General features: G+C 68.3%; 13 protein-coding genes. 7 read left to right on the top strand and 6 right to left on the bottom strand.

Annotated elements, in window-relative coordinates:
* Nucleotides 1–15: 15 nt before the first annotated feature.
* The 3 genes from A5773_RS14695 to rpmF all read right to left on the bottom strand — a co-directional run bounded on the left by A5773_RS14695 (nucleotide 16) and on the right by rpmF (nucleotide 2512).
* Nucleotides 16–1566: a HAMP domain-containing sensor histidine kinase gene (locus A5773_RS14695; RefSeq protein WP_067265429.1), complete on the bottom strand. Its 1551-nt coding sequence runs from the start codon at nucleotides 1564–1566 to the stop codon at nucleotides 16–18.
* 16 nt (nucleotides 1567–1582) lie between these two features.
* Nucleotides 1583–2272 carry a two-component system response regulator MprA gene (gene mprA, locus A5773_RS14700; protein WP_067791406.1) on the bottom strand — a complete coding sequence of 230 codons (690 nt, stop codon included), beginning with the start codon at nucleotides 2270–2272 and terminating at the stop codon, nucleotides 1583–1585.
* 66 nt (nucleotides 2273–2338) lie between these two features.
* Entirely contained in the window at nucleotides 2339–2512 is a 174-nt protein-coding gene (gene rpmF, locus A5773_RS14705) for a 50S ribosomal protein L32 (protein WP_007168835.1), read from the bottom strand.
* Nucleotides 2513–2802: 290 nt separating this feature from the next.
* Between rpmF and A5773_RS14710 the strand changes: the two genes are divergently transcribed.
* The 7 genes from A5773_RS14710 (at nucleotide 2803) to A5773_RS14740 (ending at nucleotide 11886) form a co-directional block, all read left to right on the top strand.
* Nucleotides 2803–4512 (top strand): acyclic terpene utilization AtuA family protein, encoded by a 1710-nt coding sequence (locus A5773_RS14710; RefSeq protein ID WP_067791408.1) that lies wholly within the window; start codon nucleotides 2803–2805, stop codon nucleotides 4510–4512.
* The gene (locus tag A5773_RS14715) at nucleotides 4509–5657 is read left to right on the top strand and encodes an acyl-CoA dehydrogenase family protein (protein ID WP_067791410.1); all 1149 of its coding nucleotides are present in this window, start codon (nucleotides 4509–4511) and stop codon (nucleotides 5655–5657) included. Before A5773_RS14710 ends, A5773_RS14715 begins: the two co-directional genes overlap by 4 nt.
* Entirely contained in the window at nucleotides 5654–7249 is a 1596-nt protein-coding gene (locus A5773_RS14720; protein WP_066957458.1) for an acyl-CoA carboxylase subunit beta, read from the top strand. Before A5773_RS14715 ends, A5773_RS14720 begins: the two co-directional genes overlap by 4 nt.
* A gap of 5 nt (nucleotides 7250–7254) precedes the next feature.
* Nucleotides 7255–9231, top strand: a complete 1977-nt coding sequence (locus tag A5773_RS14725; protein WP_067791411.1) for a biotin carboxylase N-terminal domain-containing protein — start codon at nucleotides 7255–7257, stop codon at nucleotides 9229–9231.
* Entirely contained in the window at nucleotides 9232–10398 is a 1167-nt protein-coding gene (locus A5773_RS14730; protein WP_067791413.1) for an acyl-CoA dehydrogenase family protein, read from the top strand. It begins immediately after the preceding gene.
* Nucleotides 10398–11177, top strand: a complete 780-nt coding sequence (locus A5773_RS14735) for an enoyl-CoA hydratase family protein (RefSeq protein ID WP_067791416.1) — start codon at nucleotides 10398–10400, stop codon at nucleotides 11175–11177. Before A5773_RS14730 ends, A5773_RS14735 begins: the two co-directional genes overlap by 1 nt.
* A 106-nt stretch (nucleotides 11178–11283) precedes the next feature.
* Nucleotides 11284–11886 (top strand): DUF1707 domain-containing protein, encoded by a 603-nt coding sequence (locus A5773_RS14740; RefSeq protein WP_066957465.1) that lies wholly within the window; start codon nucleotides 11284–11286, stop codon nucleotides 11884–11886.
* Nucleotides 11887–11888: 2 nt separating this feature from the next.
* Here A5773_RS14740 and A5773_RS14745 read toward each other — a convergent pair whose 3' ends face one another.
* From A5773_RS14745 to A5773_RS14755, 3 genes are all read right to left on the bottom strand, one after another.
* Nucleotides 11889–12737, bottom strand: coding sequence for an aldo/keto reductase (locus tag A5773_RS14745; protein ID WP_067791418.1), 849 nt, complete (start codon nucleotides 12735–12737; stop codon nucleotides 11889–11891).
* Between the two features lie 69 nt (nucleotides 12738–12806).
* The gene (locus A5773_RS14750; RefSeq protein WP_066957469.1) at nucleotides 12807–14786 is read right to left on the bottom strand and encodes a VWA domain-containing protein; all 1980 of its coding nucleotides are present in this window, start codon (nucleotides 14784–14786) and stop codon (nucleotides 12807–12809) included.
* Nucleotides 14779–16164, bottom strand: a complete 1386-nt coding sequence (locus A5773_RS14755) for an ATP-binding protein (RefSeq protein WP_066957472.1) — start codon at nucleotides 16162–16164, stop codon at nucleotides 14779–14781. Before A5773_RS14755 ends, A5773_RS14750 begins: the two co-directional genes overlap by 8 nt.
* Nucleotides 16165–16188: the final 24 nt, after the last annotated feature.

The raw sequence follows: 16188 nt of genomic DNA on the forward strand, positions 1-16188 counted from the left end.
ACAGTAGCTGCAGACCTACCTTGCCCGCGCGGACTGAGAGTCCACTGAGATAACGTTCGCGGGTTCCCGAGAGTTCGACTGGTCGCCGGCCACGGGGACGGTGGCATCGGTGCCGGACTCTTCCTCTGGGACACCCGCGGCGGGTGTCGGATACGGCGACGGGGGCATCCGCCGACCGGGTAGCAGCACATAAAACGAGGTTCCCGGCGGCTGTCCGCCGGGCACGGTGTCCTCGACACGAAGCAATCCACCGTGATTCAGCACGACCTTTTTGACGATCGCCAGCCCGAGCCCCGAGCCGGGCATGGCGCGTGCGGTCGTCGAACGGTAGAACCGCTCGAACACCAGCCGGCGTTCGTGCGGCGGAATGCCGGGCCCGTGGTCGGACACCACCAACTCGGCGTGCGACGGGTCGAGTTGCCGCATGGTGACGCCGACATGACCGCCCGGTGGGCTCCACTTGGCCGCGTTGTCCAACAGGTTGAGCACCGCACGCGACAGCCCCGCAGCGTCGCCGTGCATCTGCCAGGGCGTGATGGCGACGTCGAAGTGAATGTCGTTGCGGCGCCGCCGGACTCGCTCCAGGCTGCGATCGACCACCTCGGACATGTCGACCGGTTCGTGCACCACCTGGCCGGCATCGTCGCGGGTGAGGTCCACCAGATCGCCCACCAGCGTGGACAATTCCTCGATCTGGGCCAGCACGTCGGCGCGGAGCTCGACCATCTCCTGCTCGGGCAGCCGCGGCGCTCCCGGTTCCATCGATGCCATCAGCAGCTCGACGTTGGTGCGCAGGGACGTCAGCGGGGTGCGTAATTCGTGTCCGGCGTCGGTGACCAGCCGGGCCTGCCGCTCGCGGGACTCGGCCAGTGCTCGCAGCATCAAGTTGAATGCCTCGGTGAGCCTGGCCAATTCGTCGCTACCGAACACCGGAATGGGCCGCAGGTCGTCGGTGCGCGCCACCCGTTCGGCCGCTTCGGTGAGGCGGGCCACCGGACGTAGCCCCGCCCTGGTGACCATGCCGCCCGCCACGGCCGCGACCGCGACGCCGATGCCGCCGACGATCAGCAGCACCCAGCGCAGCTTGGTCATCACCGCCTCGGTCGGTTTGAGGCTCTTGGAGATCAGCAGCGAACAGCCGTTGGGCAGGTGGATGGCGAGGACTCGTTGATCGAGCGCGGTGCGGCGGGACATGAACAAATCACCGCGGATCACCGCCTTTTCGGGGGCGCCGACCGGCAACGTCTGACCCGGCTGCTGGGCGGTGTAGATCGAGTGACCCGGGTTCACCAGCATCGCGTTGACGTCCGAATAGGCGGTGCCTTCGATGGCCTTTCCGGGGTCGGCGGCCAGTGAACCGCTGGCGATCAACAGCTGCGCACGGCTTTGCAGCTGGTTGTCGATATCGCTATACAGCGCAGCCGAAATCACCGCATACACGGCGAATGCCATCAGCACCACGACCATCGCCACCATCGACATCGCCAGCAGCATGACGCGCCACCGCAGCGACAACGAGCTGGTGGCACGCAGCGGTACGCGTTGGGGTCGTTGGTACCGGATCATCGTCGGAGGCGGCTCATCACGGCGGTGTTTCCCGAAGGACGTAGCCCACGCCGCGCACCGTGTGGATCAGTCGTGGCTCCCCGTCGGCCTCGGTCTTGCGGCGGAGATAGCCGACGTAGACCTCCAGCGCGTTGCCGGAGGTGGGGAAGTCGAATCCCCACACCTCCTCGAGGATCCGGCTGCGGGTGAGCACGCGGCGCGGATTGGCGATCAACATTTCGAGCAAGGCGAATTCGGTACGCGTCAGGCTGATTTGGCGTTGTCCGCGAGTCACTTCCCGGGTCACCGGATCCAGCGTCAGGTCGGAGAACTGCATGGGCACCGATTCGGCGTCATCGTCATCCGGCTTGGTGCGGCGCAGCAGCGCCCGCATCCGGGCCAACAGCTCCTCCAATGCGAACGGCTTCGGCAGGTAGTCATCCGCGCCTGCGTCCAACCCGGCGACCCGCTCGGATACCGAATCGCGAGCGGTGAGCACCAGGATCGGCAGGTCGTCGCCGGTGCTGCGGAGCTGACGGCACACCTCGAGGCCGTCCAGCCGCGGCATCATCACATCGAGGACGAGCGCGTCGGGCCGGTCGCTGGCGATCATGTCGAGCGCCTCCAGCCCGTCATGGGCCAACTCGACCGAGTAGCCATTGAAGGAAAGCGATCGACGCAGCGATTCACGCACTGCGCGATCGTCGTCGACGACCAGTATCCGCACGGGCCTAGTGTCGTCCCGACGCCTGAGAGCGGGCTGAGAGGCGCGCCGGGTGTTTGCCGAGATTAACTAACGCCGGTCCAGGTCGATCAGACCGAGGCGGGCCGCCTTGAGCAGCCGGCGGGGCACCTTGTGCTTCTGGCCTGCGACCGTCACACCGACGAGCTCGGTCTTGGTGGCCTTCCACTGCGCGCGACGGCTTCGGGTGTTCGCGCGCGACATCCTGCGCTTGGGTACGGCCATGGTCGGGCCTAACTCCTCGTGTCGGGGGCTTGTCGCGCGGGCGTGGCCCATGGGGCCGAACGTGCGACGATTGCTATCAGGATAGTCGGTGGCCTGCCCGGCACCAAAACGACGCCCACCGGCGCCGAGATTGCCGTGACGGCTGTGATCCCGGCGTGTCAACGACCGTGGCGGCAGTCTCGCCGCGCGGGCCGGGTGGGCGTCCTTGACGTGACACCGGCGCGACCCGCTAACCTACCGGTTGGTTGGTTGGTTTGCGCTCACCGGTGAAACGCAGATTGGAGGACCGCATGGCCTCTGCTCCTGGCCGCGACGCTGTCCGGATCGCGAACTGCTCCGGGTTCTACGGCGACCGGCTGTCGGCGATGCGCGAGATGCTCACCGGCGGTGACGTGGACTATCTCACCGGCGACTACCTGGCCGAACTGACGATGCTGATCCTGGGCCGCGACCGCATGAAGCACCCCGAGCGCGGCTACGCCAAGACGTTCCTGACCCAACTCGAGGACTGCCTCGGCGAGGCCCTTGACCGGGGCGTCCGCATCGTCGCCAACGCCGGCGGCCTCAACCCGGCCGGGCTGGCGGACGCCATACGCGCCCTGGCCGAGCGCCTCGGTATCCCGGCCCGGGTCGCCCACGTCGAAGGCGACGATCTGCTGGCGCGCGCCGCGGACCTCGGGCTGGGCACGCCCCTGACCGCGAACGCCTACCTGGGCGCCTGGGGCATCGTCGACTGCCTGGGTGACGGCGCCGACGTGGTCGTCACCGGACGGGTGACCGACGCCTCGGTGATCGTCGGGGCCGCCGCCGCGCACTTCGGCTGGGGCCGCACCGACTACGACCGGCTCGCCGGCGCGGTGGTCGCCGGCCACGTCATCGAGTGCGGCGTGCAGGCCACCGGCGGCAACTACTCCTTCTTTACGGATGTGCCCGACCTGACCCACGCCGGCTTCCCGCTGGCCGAGGTCCACGCCGACGGCTCGTCGGTGATCACCAAGCACCCCGGCACCGGCGGGCTGGTCAGCGTCGACACCGTCACCGCGCAGCTGCTCTACGAGATCACCGGCGCGCGCTACGCCAACCCCGACGTCACCGCCCGGATGGACACCGTCGAGCTGTCCGCCGAAGGCCCCGACCGGGTGCGCATCAGCGGCGTGCTCGGCGAACCGCCGCCGCCCACCTACAAGGTGTCGCTGAACAGCATCGGCGGATTCCGCAACTCCATGACCTTCGTGCTGACTGGCCTGGACATCGAGGCCAAGGCCGGCCTGGTGCGCCGGCAGCTCGAGGCCGCGCTGACCGTCAAGCCCGCGGAGCTGCAGTGGTCGCTCGCCCGCACCGACCACACCGACGCCGACACCGAGGAAGCCGCCAGCGCGCTACTGCACTGCGTGGTCCGCGACCCCGATCCCGCGAACGTCGGGCGCCAGTTCTCCTCGGCCGCCGTCGAATTGGCGCTCGCCAGCTATCCCGGTTTTCACGTGACCGCCCCACCCGGCGACGGCCAGGTCTACGGCGTGTCCACCGCCGGCTACGTCGACGCCAACGAGGTGCCGCACGTCGCGGTGCACGCCGACGGGACCCGCACCGATATCCCTTGCGCAACCGACACTTTGGAGTTGGCACCCGCCGATGCCCCGGCGTTGCCCGAGCCGCTTCCCGCCGGGCCGGTGGACAGGGTGCCGCTGGGCCGCATCGCCGGGGCTCGCAGCGGCGACAAGGGCGGCTCGGCCAACGTCGGGGTCTGGGTCCGCACCGACGAACAGTGGCGCTGGCTGGCCAACACCCTGACCGTCGAGCTGCTCAAGGAGCTGCTGCCCGAAGCGGCGGAGTTCGAGGTCACCCGACACGTGCTGCCGAACCTGCGCGCGGTCAACTTCGTCATCGACGGCATTCTGGGCCAGGGTGTTGCGTATCAGGCACGTTTCGATCCGCAGGCCAAGGGGCTGGGTGAATGGCTGCGCGGCCGGCATGTCGACATTCCTGAAAGGCTGCTATGAACCTGTGGACGACGCCGGAGCGCGAACAGTTGCGAAAGACGGTGCGCTCCTTCACCGAACGCGAGATCCTGCCCCATGCCGACGAGTGGGAGCGCATCGGCGAGTTGCCGCGCGACTTGCACCGGCGCGCCGGGGCGGCCGGCCTGCTGGGCGCGGGCTTCCCCGAGGCGGTCGGTGGCGGCGGGGGTGACGGCGCGGACGCGGTGATCATCTGCGAAGAGGTGCATCAGGCCGGCGCTCCGGGCGGGGTGTTCGCCTCGCTGTTCACTTGCGGCATCGCGGTGCCGCACATGATCGGCTCCGGCGATCAGCGGCTGATCGAGGAGTTCGTGCGGCCGACGTTGGCGGGCGACAAGATCGGCGCGCTCGCCATCACCGAGCCCGGCGGCGGCTCGGACGTCGGGCACCTACGAACCTCGGCGGTGCTCGATGGGGACCATTACGTGGTCAACGGCGCCAAGACCTACATCACCTCGGGCGTCCGCGCCGATTACGTGGTCACCGCGGTGCGCACCGGCGGGGCCGGCGCGGCCGGTGTTTCGTTGCTCGTGATCGAGAAGGGCACACCGGGTTTCGAGGTGAGCCGCAAGCTGGCCAAGATGGGGTGGCGGTCCTCGGACACCGCCGAGCTGTCCTTCGTCGACGCGCGGGTGCCGGCGGCCAACCTGGTCGGCGCCGAGAACAGCGGATTCGCCCAGATCGCGCAGGCATTCGTAGCTGAGCGGATCGGCCTTGCCGCGCAGGCGTATTCGAGCGCCCAGCGGTGCCTGGACCTGACGCTGCAGTGGTGCCGCGACCGGGAGACCTTCGGCCGCCCACTGATCTCGCGGCAATCGGTGCAGAACACGCTGGCCGAGATGGCCCGGCGCATCGACGTCGCCCGGGTCTACTCTCACCACGTGGTCGAACGTCAGCTGGCCGGCGAGACCAACCTGATCGCCGAGGTGTGTTTTGCCAAGAACACCGCCGTCGAGGCCGGCGAATGGGTGGCCAACCAGGCCGTCCAGCTGTTCGGCGGCATGGGCTACATGGCCGAATCCGAAGTCGAACGCCAATACCGGGACATGCGGATCCTGGGCATCGGCGGCGGGACGACCGAAATCCTGACCTCACTTGCAGCTAAGACCCTGGGGTATCAATCGTGACCACTCTGCAGTCCACGCTCGATCCCAAGTCCCCCGCGTACGCCGACGCGTCGTCGACGGCAACCTCGAGGCTTGAGGAGATCGACGCCGAACTCGCCAAAGCGCTTGCGGGCGGGGGCCCCAAGTACGTCGAGCGGCACCACGCCCGCGGTAAGCTGACCGCGCGGGAACGCATCGAGCTGCTCGTCGACCCCGACTCCCCGTTCCTGGAGCTCAGCCCGCTAGCGGCGTGGGGCAGCGCGTTCACAGTCGGAGCCAGCACGGTCACCGGCATAGGCGTGGTGTCCGGTGTGGAATGCCTGATCGTCGCCAACGACCCGACCGTCAAGGGCGGCACCAGCAACCCGTGGACCCTGAAAAAGATACTGCGGGCCAACCAGATCGCATTCGAGAACCGACTGCCCGTCATTTCGCTGGTGGAATCCGGCGGGGCGGACCTGCCCACCCAGAAGGAAATCTTCATTCCCGGCGGGCAGATGTTCCGGGACCTGACCCGCCTGTCCGCGGCCGGGATTCCCACCATCGCACTGGTTTTCGGCAACTCCACCGCCGGCGGCGCCTACATTCCGGGCATGTCCGATCACGTCGTGATGATCAAGGAACGTTCGAAGGTGTTCCTCGCCGGTCCCCCGCTGGTGAAGATGGCCACCGGCGAAGAATCCGACGACGAGTCGCTGGGTGGTGCCGAAATGCACGCTCGCATCTCGGGTTTGGCCGACTACTTCGCCGCCGACGAGCTCGACGCGATCCGCATCGGCCGCCGCATCGTGGCCCGGCTGAACTGGGTCAAGCAGGGCCCGGCCCCGGGGCCGGTGATCGAGCCGCTGTTCGACACCGAGGAGCTCATCGGCATCGTGCCCGCGGACCTGCGCGTCCCGTTCGACCCGCGCGAGGTGATCGCCCGCATCGTGGATGGCTCGGAATTCGACGAGTTCAAGGCCATGTACGGCTCGTCGCTGGTGACGGGATGGGCCCGCCTGCATGGCTACCCCCTGGGCATCCTCGCCAACGCGCGCGGGGTGCTGTTCAGCGAGGAGTCGCAGAAGGCCACCCAGTTCATTCAGCTGGCCAACCGCTCGAACACGCCACTGTTGTTCCTGCACAACACCACCGGTTACATGGTGGGCAAGGACTACGAAGAGGGCGGGATGATCAAGCACGGGTCGATGATGATCAACGCCGTCTCCAACTCGACCGTCCCGCACATCTCGCTGTTGATCGGCGCCTCCTATGGCGCCGGCCACTACGGCATGTGCGGCCGGGCCTACGACCCGAGGTTCCTGTTCGCGTGGCCCAGCGCCAAATCGGCGGTGATGGGGGGCGCCCAGCTTGCGGGCGTCTTGTCCATCGTGGCCCGGGCCGCCGCCGAGGCCCGCGGCCAGCAGGTCGACGAGGAAGCGGACGCCGCGATGCGCGCGGCCGTCGAAGGGCAGATCGAGGCGGAGTCGTTGCCGCTGGTGTTGTCCGGAATGCTGTACGACGACGGGGTGATCGACCCGCGCGACACCCGCACGGTGCTGGGAATGTGTTTGTCCGCCATTGCCAATGGCCCGATCGAGGGGACGTCGAACTTCGGCGTCTTCCGGATGTGAGTCCCATGGTCACTCGAGTGCTGGTCGCCAACCGAGGCGAGATCGCCCGGCGGGTGTTCGCCACCTGCCGGCGGCTGGGCCTGGGCACGGTCGCCGTCTACACCGACCCCGACGCCGCCGCGCCGCACGTAGTCGAGGCCGACGCGCGGGTGCGGCTGCCCAAGACCAACGACTATCTGAACGCCGACGCGATCATCGCCGCGGCCCGCGCGGCGGGCGCCGACGCGGTCCACCCGGGCTACGGGTTCCTCTCGGAGAACGCCGATTTCGCAGCCGCCGTGCAGGGCGCTGGCCTGACCTGGGTCGGGCCACCGGTGGACGCGGTACGGGCGATGGGCTCCAAGATCGAGGCCAAAAAACTGATGGCCGCCGCCGGGGTTCCGGTGCTCGACGAGCTCGACCCCGACGCGGTCACCGAGGCGCAGCTGCCCGTCCTGGTCAAGGCCTCCGCGGGCGGTGGCGGGCGCGGGATGCGGGTGGTTCGCGAATTGTCTTCTCTCGCCGGCGAAGTCGAGGCGGCCCGGCGCGAGGCGCAGTCAGCGTTCGGCGACCCGACCGTCTTCTGCGAGCGGTACCTGCCCACCGGGCATCACATCGAGGTTCAGGTCATGGCCGACACCCACGGCACCGTTTGGGCCGTCGGGGAACGGGAGTGCTCGATTCAGCGCCGGCATCAGAAGGTCATCGAGGAGGCCCCCTCGCCGCTGGTGGAGCGCACCCCGGGCATGCGGGCCAAGCTGTTCGAAGCGGCGCGGCTGGCGGCGGGCGCCATCGGTTACGCCGGAGCCGGGACGGTGGAGTTCCTCGCCGATGACGACGGAGAGTTCTACTTCCTGGAGATGAACACGCGGCTGCAGGTCGAGCATCCGGTGACCGAGGAGACCACCGGGCTCGACCTCGTCGAACTGCAGCTCATGATCGCCGAGGGCGGCCGACTCGACGCCGAACCCCCTGCCGCCCAGGGGCATTCGATCGAGGCCCGGCTCTACGCCGAGGACCCGGCACGCGGCTGGCAGCCCCAGGCCGGCGTGATGCACAGGATCGACGTACCGGCGGTTCGGACCGAGTTCGCCTCACTCGGCCACCGGACCGGAATCCGCCTCGATTCGGGCATCCTCGACGGTTTCACGGTGTCGATCCACTACGACCCCATGCTGGCCAAGGTCATCTCGTACGCCCCGACCCGCCGGCAGGCGGCGCTCGTACTCGCCGACGCGCTGGCCCGCGCCGGCCTGCACGGCATGCGCACCAACCGTGAGCTGCTGGTCAACGTGCTGCGGCACCCGGCATTCCTCGAAGGCGCCACCGACACAGCGTTTTTCGACACGCACGGCCTGGACAAATTGTCGGCGCCGCTGGCAGACGCCGCCGTCGTCCGGCTGTCCGCGATCGCCGCCGCGCTGGCCGAGGCGGCCCATAATCGCGCGGCGGCGCCCGTCCTCGGAGCCGTCCCCAGCGGTTGGCGAAACCTGGCGTCTGGCTACCAGGTCAAGGCCTATCGTGACGACGGTGACACCGAGCAAAACATCGAATACCGGTTCACCAGAACCGGATTGGCACTGCCGAACGACGCAGGGGTGCAGCTGGTTTCCGCCACGGCCGATCAGGTCACTCTCGCGGACGCCGGGGTGGCGCACACGTTCGCGATCGCGCGGTACGGTGACGACGTCTACGTCGACTCGGCCCGCGGCCCCGTTCACCTGGTCGCGCTGCCGCGCTTCCCGGAGCCGGGCTCTACGGTCGAAAAGGGCTCCCTGGTAGCGCCCATGCCCGGCAACGTCATCCGCCTCGCCGCCGCGGTCGGCGACACCGTTACCGCCGGGCAGCCACTGATCTGGCTGGAGGCGATGAAGATGGAACACACCATCACCGCACCCTCCGACGGAGTGCTCGCCGAGCTCAACGTCGGTACCGGTCAGCAAGTCGAGGTGGGCGCCGTCCTGGCACGAGTGGAATCGCCCCAAGCAGAAGGAGATTCGTAAATGACCGACACCAGCTTCATCGAGAGCGAGGAGCGGCAGGCCCTGCGTAAGTCGGTCGCCGCGTGGGCCGCCAACTACGGCAGCGAGTACTACCTCAAGAAGGCACGCGCGCACGAGCACACCGACGAATTGTGGTCGGAGGCGGGCAAGCTCGGCTTCCTCGGGGTGAACCTGCCCGAGGAGTACGGCGGTGGCGGCGCCGGCATGTACGAGCTGTCCCTGGTGATGGAGGAAATGGCGGCGGCGGGCAGCGCGTTGCTGCTGATGGTCGTGTCGCCGGCGATCAACGGCACCATCATCAGCAAGTTCGGCACCGAAGAGCAGAAGAAGCGCTGGATTCCCGGGATTGCCGACGGAACCCTGACCATGGCCTTCGCGATCACCGAGCCGGACGCCGGCTCCAACTCGCACAAGATCACCACCACCGCCCGGCGCGATGGTAGCGACTGGATCCTCAAGGGCCAGAAGGTCTACATCTCCGGTATCGACCAGGCGCAGGCCGTCCTGGTGGTCGGCCGCACCGAGGAGGCTAAGACCGGCAAGCTGCGGCCGGCACTGTTTGTGGTGCCCACCGATGCCCCCGGATTCTCCTACACATTAATCGAAATGGAGCTAGTCAGCCCCGAGCGGCAGTTCCAGGTTTTCCTCGACGACGTCCGGCTGCCGGCCGACGCGCTGGTCGGTTCCGAGGACGCGGCGATCGCGCAGCTCTTCGCCGGCCTGAACCCCGAGCGAATCATGGGCGCCGCCAGCTCGGTCGGGATGGGACGCTTCGCCCTCGACAGGGCCGCCGATTACGTCAAGACCCGCCAGGTGTGGGGTACGCCGATCGGCGCGCACCAAGGACTCTCGCACCCGCTGGCGCAGTGCCACATCGAGGTGCAACTGGCCAAGCTGATGATGCAGAAGGCCGCCGCACTCTACGACAGCGGCGATGACGCGGGCGCGGCCGAGGCCGCCAACATGGCCAAATACGCTGCGGCCGAGGCGGCTACCCGTTCGGTCGACCAGGCGGTGCAGTCGATGGGCGGCAACGGGTTGACCAAGGAGTACGGTGTCGCCGCCATGCTCGCCTCGGCCAGGCTCGGCCGGATCGCCCCGGTGAGCCGGGAAATGGTGCTCAACTTCGTGGCGCAGACGTCGCTGGGCCTGCCCCGAAGCTACTGATGGAAACGCTGGTCGAATACGCAGGGCCTGCCGATACCGGCGGCCCGTTCACGTGGCTGACGCTGAACTCGCCCCACAACCGCAACGCGCTCTCGACCGCGCTGGTCACCCAGCTGCACCAGGGCCTGCGCGATGCGCGGGCGGATCCGGCGGTGCGAGCGGTGGTGCTCGGTCACACCGGCGGCACCTTCTGCGCAGGTGCCGATTTGAGCGAGGCCGCCGGGGGCGACCCCTTCGACATGGCGGTGGCGCGTGCCCGGGAAATGACCGTGCTGCTGCGGGCCATCGTCTCCTCGCCGCTGCCGGTGATCGCCGCCATCGACGGGCATGTCCGCGCGGGTGGGTTCGGCTTGGTCGGTGCCTGCGACATCGCCGTCGCGGGCCCCCGCAGCACCTTCGCCCTGACCGAGGCCCGGATCGGCGTCGCCCCGGCGATCATCTCGCTGACGCTGCTGCCGAAATTGTCGCCGCGGGCCGCGGCGCGCTACTACCTGACCGGCGAGACATTCGACGCCGGCGTGGCGGCGGACATCGGGCTGATCACGATGGCGGCCGAGGACGTCGACGCCGCGGTGGCGAAGCTGCTCGCCGATGTGGGCCGCGGTTCGCCCGAGGGTCTGGCGGCATCCAAGGCGCTGACCACCGCGGCGGTGCTGGAAGGGTTCGACCGCGACGCCGAGCGGCTCGCTGAGGAATCGGCCCGGCTTTTCGTCTCCGACGAAGCCCGCGAGGGCATGATGGCGTTTCTGCAAAAGCGCGCCCCGAGCTGGACGAGTTAGCCAGGTGTCAAACAAGCGCCGCCGGACGAACCGGGCGGCGCGGGGCAAGGTTGCAGTTTGACCAATCCTCTTGCGGCAATAGCCGGACGTCGTAGGCTCGTGGGTGATGAGCAACTCCGCGCAACGCGATGCGAAGGACACGCGCGACGAATCGTCGCGCGCGGGCGACACCGATCGCATCCAGATCGCGCAGTTGCTGGCGTACGCGGCCGAGCAGGGCCGGCTGCAGATGAAAGACTACGAAGACCGGCTGACCAGGGCCTATGCGGCGACCACCTATGAGGAGTTGGATCAGCTCCGGGCCGATCTGCCGGGTTCGCCGATCAACCCGCGGCGGGGCGGCAAGCCCAACCCGGCGCCGTCCACTCTGCTGCTGGCCCTGTTGAGCGGGTTCGAGCGGCGGGGCCGGTGGAACGTGCCGAAGAAGCTGACCACCTTCGCCTTGTGGGGCAACGGCGTGGTGGATCTGCGCTACGCCGACTTCACCTCGACCGAGGTCGACATCCATGCGATGTCGATCATGGGGGCGACAAAGATTTTGCTGCCGCCCGAAGTCAACGTCGAGATTCACGGCCGCGGCGTCATGGGCAACTTCGACCGCAGCGTCCTCGGCCAGGGCACCCCCGGCGCACCGAAGGTGAACATTCGCGGCTTCTCCCTGTGGGGTGCCGTCGGCATCATTCGCAAGGCCCGCAGGCCTCGCGGCTAGCGTCAGCCGGGCACGTAGTCGAACTTATCGGGGTTGGGCCCGTTCCTGCCTGCTTCACCTTTGTCCAGGGCTGAGATCGCGTCCATGTCGGAATCATCCAACTCGAAGTCGAAGAGCTGGAAGTTCTCCTTGACCCGTTCCGGGGTCACCGACTTGGGGAAGACGATGTCGCCGCGCTGAATGTGCCAGCGCAGCACCACCTGCGCCGCCGACTTGCCCCGCGCCTCGGCGATGCGGTTGATCACCGGATCATCGAGCACCTTGCCCTGCGCGATCGGTGCCCACGCCTCGGTGGCGATGCCATGCTCGCGCCCATACGCGCGGACCTCTGTGTTCCCGAAGTACGGATGGAGCTCGATCTGGTTGACCGACGGCACGGTGTCGGTTTCGGTGGCGAGCCGCTCCAGGTGTGCGACTTGGAAATTCGAGACGCCGATGCTGCGCGCGCGCCCGTCGCGAGCGAACTCTTCGAACACCTTCCAGGTCGAGACGAAGTCGCCGTCGTAGCGGGTGGGCAGCGGCCAGTGAATGAGGAACAGGTCGACGTAGTCGGAGTCCAGCGCCTTCAGGGTTCGGTCGAAGGCACGGCGCGCGTCGTCGGGTTTGTGAAAGCCGTTGTTGAGCTTGCTGGTGACGAACACGTCGCCGCGGTCGAGACCGGCGTCGCGGATGCCTTGCCCGACTTCCTTTTCGTTGCCGTACATCTCGGCGGTGTCGATATGCCGGTAACCGATCTCGAGCGCCGTCTTGACCGCCGCAGCGGTCTCGTCGGGCTTGATCTGAAACACGCCGAAGCCCAGCTGCGGAATGCCGACACCATCGTTGAGTTCGATCGTTGGAATCTTGCTCATGCGTCTCCTCCTTCTCGCTCCGTGTACCCGGTCGAGTGAGCACCTATCCGTTGGGGGTCCGTTGGCGGCTTAGCGGCGGCGGGACCGGAGGTAGTCGCCCACCACGGCCGCGCCCAGGCCGTCGAGGTCGGGCACCACCACGCGCCCCTCGACACGCCGCGCGACCTGGTCGATGAACCGGGCCAGGCCGGGGTCGCTGCCCAGCCGGAAGATGGTGATCTGCGCGCCCAGGCGAGCCATGTCGTCGAACCCGCGCACGGTGTGCGCGATGGTCCGAGGATGCGGCGGGTAGTCGAAAAACACAGTGGTACCGTCACCTTCGAAATCCTCCAGGTGAGCGGTGGGCTCCCCGTCGGTCACCACCAGGACGACGGGCTGCGCGTTAGGATGCCGCCGGAGGTGCCGGCCGGCCAGCGCCAGGGCGTGATGCAGGTTGGTGCCCTGCTCGTAGACGCCCTCGAGACCGGTGAGCTCGGCCGCGGTCACCGTTCGGGCGTAGCGGCCAAACGCGATGATTTGCAAGGCATCCGAGCGAAACCGGGTGCACACGAGATGGTTGAGGGCCAGCGCCGTCTGCTTCATCGGCAGCCAACGGTTCTCCATGACCATGGAGAACGAGGTGTCGACCAGCAGCGCCACCGCCGCCTGCGTGCGCGTCTCGGTCTCGGAGACCTCGACGTCGTCGACGGTGATCTTCAGCTGTCCGACCGCGCCGTCCGGCGCGGCCGTTCCCGCCTGCCGCAGTACGGCATTGGTCAGCGTGCGGGAAATGTGCCACGGTTCGGTGTCGCCGAACTGCCAGGGCCGGGTGGCGCCGGTGAGTTCGCCGGCCGCGCCCGCGCGCCGATGGTCCCGCTCGCCGCGTCGGCCGGAAAGTTGTTGCGCCACATCGCGCAGCGCCGTCTCGCCGAGCCTGCGCATCGCCTTGGGCGAGAGGCGCCACTGTCCGTCGGAACCCCGGTCCAGAAAGCCCTGATTGACCAGTGCGCGCTCCAATTCGGTGAGCGTGCGGGCGTCGACGGCGGCCTGGTCGCCGAGTTGGCGTGCCAGCGCGTCAAGATCGACGTCGTCCATGGTGGCGCCCGGATAGCTTTGCGAGAGCTGCTCGGCCAGCTGCTCGAGCTCGGCGACGTCGGCCAGCGCCTGGGTGCCCTCGCCCATCCCAAACGGGTTGTCGCCGGAGAACTGTTCGGACCCGCTCCAGTCCTCCCCCGGCCGGGCGGCCTGCAGGTGCGCGTCCAGCCGATTCAGCGCCTGCATCAGCGAAGGAGACCCGAATGCCTGCTGCGCCAAGGCATCCAACTCGGCCCGCTGGTCCGGGCTCAGGCTGTTGCGGAACCGTTGCGCGGCGGCGGCGCGCTTGGCCAAGGAATCCAGCAACTCGTCGACGTTGCGCGGGTTCTCCGGGAAGAACTCGCCGTGCTTGTCCATGAAGCCTTGGAAGTCCTGCTGGCTGTCCTCACCGCGGGCATGCTTGTCCAGCAGCTCGTTGAGGTCGTTCAGCATGTCGTTGACGCGCTGGCGGTCCTCGTCGGTGGCGCCCTGCAGGGCCTCCTTCATGCCGGCGAACCGCTGATCCAGCATCTCGCGGCCGAGCAGATCCTTGATCTGGTCGTACTTCTCGCGGGCCTCGTTGCTGCGCCAGTTGTAGTCGGAGAGTTCCTGAACGGCCTTGGCCGGCGAGGCCGGCAGGGCGTCGAGCTGCAATTCGCCGAAGCGGGCGTCGTCGTCGAGCGCGCGGGCCAGTTCTTTGCGTTCGGCCAGCACCGCCTCGTCGAGCAGCTTCTTGATCTCCTGCAGCGTGCCGTCTAAATTGTTGCGGCGCAACAGTTCCCGTCGGCGACGGTTCGCCTCCGCCGCCAGCCGGTCGGCCCCGGGCATGTTCTTGGTGCCGCGGCGCAGCAACTCGGACAGCGCGCGGCGCGGCGACGTGCCGGCCATGACGTCCTGCCCGATCTGCTCGAGGGCCTCGCGCAAATCCACCGGCGGGGCCAGCGGGTCCGGCCCGCCGGTGTACGCCGAGTATCGCGACGAATGGCCTCTAGCCATAGACGGTTTGGCCCTCTCCGGATACCTTGTCGATCCGCTTGGCCAGGTACAAGGCCTCCAGCGCGAGTTCGAGCGCGGCGGCGCGCTCGCCCTCCGACTGGGCGTTGACCTTGGCGGCGATTTTCTCCACCACCGGCAGGGCCGGAACCGCGGCCAGCACGTCCTTGGCCGAAACCCGCTCACCGGTCGTGACCGCGGAGCCGCCCTCGACCGCCGACACCAACGACCCGACGTCGATGCCGCCGAGCACCCGCGACGCGGTGTCGGCCGTCGCGCGGCGCAGCAGGTGTTCGAGGACGGCCTGCTCGCGGCCTTCCTCACCGGACTCGAATTCCAGCTTGCCGCGCAGGACGTCGATCACCGTGCCCAGGTCGACCACCCGGGCCACCGGATCGGTCTCCCCCAGCATCGCGCCGCGGTGCCGGGCGGCCGCCGCCACGGTTTCGGCCGCGGCGATCGCGAACCGCGCAGACACCCCGGAGCGTTGGTCGACGGAGTTGGACTCCCGCAGGTACCGGGCGAACCGGGCGATCACCTGCATCAGGTAGTCGGGCACCTGCGCGGACAGGTGCGCCTCCTGCAAGATCACGCCCACCTCCGCCTCGAGCTCCAGCGGGTAGTGGGTGCGGATCTCCGCACCGAACCGGTCCTTGAGCGGGGTGATGATGCGGCCGCGGTTGGTGTAGTCCTCCGGGTTGGCGCTCGCGACCACCAACACGTCCAGCGGCAGCCGCAGCGTGTAGCCACGGACCTGAATGTCGCGCTCCTCCATCACGTTGAGCATCGACACCTGGATGCGCTCGGCGAGGTCGGGAAGCTCGTTGACCGCGACGATGCCGCGGTGTGCGCGGGGGATCAGGCCGTAGGCGATGGTTTCCGGATCCCCGAGGCTGCGGCCCTCCGCAACCTTGATCGGGTCGATGTCACCAACGAGGTCCGCGACGCTGGTGTCGGGGGTTGCCAGCTTCTCGGTGTAGCGCTCGCTGCGGTGCTTCCACTCGATCGGCAGGTCGTCGCCCAGGGTGGCGGCCTTGCGGATCGACTCCGGCGTGATCGGCGAATAGGGATGCTCGCCCAGTTCTGCCCCGGCGATCACCGGCGTCCACTCGTCAAGCAGCCCGGTCAGCGCGCGCAGGAGCCGGGTCTTGCCCTGGCCACGTTCGCCGAGCAGGACGAAGTCGTGCCCGGCGATGAGCGCCCGCTCCAGTTGGGGCAGGACGGTGTCCTCAAAGCCCAGAATTCCCGGCCAGACCTCATCGCCCTCCGCCAACGCGGTCAGCAGGTTTTCCCGGATTTCCTGTTTGACTCCCCGTTCACGATGGCCGGCGGCACGCAGTTCGCCGACGGTGCGGGGCAGATTGCTGGGTGATGGCACCACTCCACGCTACGCGTTGGCCAATGG

The organism is Mycobacterium sp. 852014-52450_SCH5900713 (assembly GCF_001667075.1).
Classification (GTDB): Bacteria; Actinomycetota; Actinomycetes; order Mycobacteriales; family Mycobacteriaceae; genus Mycobacterium.